The organism is Belnapia moabensis DSM 16746, from assembly GCF_000745835.1.
GTDB lineage: Bacteria > Pseudomonadota > Alphaproteobacteria > Acetobacterales > Acetobacteraceae > Belnapia > Belnapia moabensis.
The window spans coordinates 1-2171 of the sequence record NZ_JQKB01000245.1 but is presented as its reverse complement, the minus strand read 5'-3'; the positions used below and the strand labels follow the sequence as shown (position 1 = coordinate 2171).

At 60.7% G+C, this 2171-nt stretch carries 1 protein-coding gene and 1 pseudogene; one reads left to right on the top strand and one right to left on the bottom strand.

Annotated features, from left to right (window positions below; translation table 11 throughout):
• Positions 1 to 318 precede the first annotated feature (318 nt).
• Positions 319 to 1596, top strand: a complete 1278-nt coding sequence (locus tag EP26_RS30595; RefSeq protein WP_043345245.1) for a glycosyltransferase — start codon at positions 319 to 321, stop codon at positions 1594 to 1596.
• Between the two features lie 68 nt (positions 1597 to 1664).
• Here EP26_RS30595 and EP26_RS30590 read toward each other — a convergent pair.
• A pseudogene (locus tag EP26_RS30590) lies at positions 1665 to 2171 on the bottom strand (IS5 family transposase); the annotation flags it as partial.

The window sequence follows — 2171 nt, the reverse complement described above, 5'->3', positions numbered from 1 at the left end:
CCTGCACCTTCCGTTTGAGTCAGTGCACTAGGATAGCGGAGCCGCCTATCTCTGGTGTTGAGCTGTTAACGACCAGTGGCGACCTGTCCTCGTGCGATGAGGATGCGCAGGCCAGCAAGTACGGCACAAAAAACAACGGCAAACTTACACCGACTTGTAAGCCACGGGTGCTTCGCCATAGTTTAGACACTTGTTCGATGCTCACCATCTAACGGAGCGTTTGGTGCCTCCGGCCTTGGGTTTGAGTGAATTGACAAAGGGGCTCGACCTGAACACCACTTCCATGAGCATTTCTTGCAAAATTGCAATGCTGACACCATGAGGATCGTCTATCTCGTCGACAGGTTCCCTTCCTTGTCGGAAACCTTCATTGCCCATGAAGTCATCGACATGATCGATGCGGGTGTGGATGTCCGTGTATTCTCGCTCGGGAGACCGAAGGATAGCTTCGCTTTGCCGGAGCGCGTAAAGGCGCTGGATGTCGTGACCTACTTCCCGTTTCCCTCGCCCAGTCGTCACCAGAAAGTTCGCGACATGGCGATGGCAGCGTTGCGCATGGTCCGCAGGGGGCAACTCACGAACCTTCGCCGATGCCTATTCGACAAGGAAAATGGTGGCTTCTCGCGTCACGAGATGCTGCTGCTTGCGGATGCGCTCAGCGATCCTCATTGGTGGCCCCAGATCATCCATTGCCATTTTGGGACCGTGGGGCGGCTGGCGGCGATGATGAAGCACAAAGGCCTGACACAGGCAAAGATCACCACGACCCTGCATGGCTATGACATCTCGAAGTACATGCGCCAGAATCCTGACGGGATCTATGACCTGCTGATCCGCGAGACGGAGCACATCTTCACGGTCTGCGAGGTGTTCCTGAGCCAAATCCGGACCCTCGGTGCCTCAAAGGAGAAGACTTCAGTCCTTCATATGGGGGTCGATTACGACGGCCTCATCGCCTGCGCCACGCCAATGCGGCGGAATGCTTCTATTCATTGGGTCTCGGTCGGACGAATGACGGAGAAGAAGGGGCATGAATATGCGATCCGAGGCTTTGCCCGGGCCCTGCTGGACAATCCGAAGCTTCGGATGACCTTCAGCATCGTCGGCGATGGCCCGCTTTTGCCGAAGATGCAGGCCCTGGTCGAGGAACTCGGCATGAAGCAGCACATCACGCTGCTGGGCGCGGTGCAGCACGATGAAGTCCAGGCTTTGCTGACCCAGGCGGATGGGTTCATCCTGCACAGTGTCGCGGCCGAAGACGGCGACATGGAGGGCATTCCGGTCGCGCTAATGGAAGCCATGGCTCTGGGGCTTCCGGTGGTCACCACTCGCCACAGTGGTATTCCTGAGTTGGTAGAACATGAAGTGACCGGCTTCCTAGTCGAGGAACGGGATGAGGCCGCCCTGGCGAAAATTCTGGGCGATATCGGAACGCAATGCCCAGATATGTCGAAGCTCGTCGAGGCTGCGCGGATGACGATCAAGCGCGACTTCAACCGCAAGACCCAGGCGCAGCGGCTTTACGGGTTCTTCAAGACAATTCTCGGAGCTCGTCCAGGAGCAGGCCGAACCGCGCAGTCAGGACGTGGCGGCTAGGGCACGTTCGTGATGGGCAACTTGCCCCACCCAAACGCCACGCTGATTGGGCGACCTGCTTAAAGCATCTAACAGGACCACCGTTGGACGAAGCGCCAGGCGATGATGGCGGAGGCGAGGGTGAGGAAGGCGGAGTGGATGTCGGCACGCCGCGCGTAGCGGATTGCCAGCCGCCGGAACTGTCCGAACCAGGCCAGGGTGCGCTCCACGACCCACCTGTGCCGCCCCAGCTTGGCGCTGCTCTCGATGCCACGACGGGCGATCCGGGGCTGAACGTGGCGGCGGGTCAGCGCTCGGCGGCAGCGACGGTGATCGTAGGCCTTGTCGGCGTGCAGTTTGGCCGGTCGCTGTCGGGGCCTGCCCCAGGGCTGCCGGATCGGTGGCACGGCATCGACCACCTCCTCCAGCATCATGCTGTCATGCACGTTCGCGCCCGTCAGGCGAACCGCGAGCGGGATGCCGTTCGCGTCGGTGAGGACGTGGCGCTTCGAGCCCGGCTTGCCCCGGTCGGTCGGGTTCGGTCCCGTCTGCGCACCCCCCTTTTTGCCGCAACCGACGCGCTGTCGAGGGCGGCG

Bases quoted from the DNA above. Each gene is read 5' to 3' on its own strand.
- EP26_RS30595 (WP_043345245.1), top strand. From the start codon at position 319: ATGAGGATCGTCTATCTCGTCGACAGGTTCCCTTCCTTGTCGGAAACC.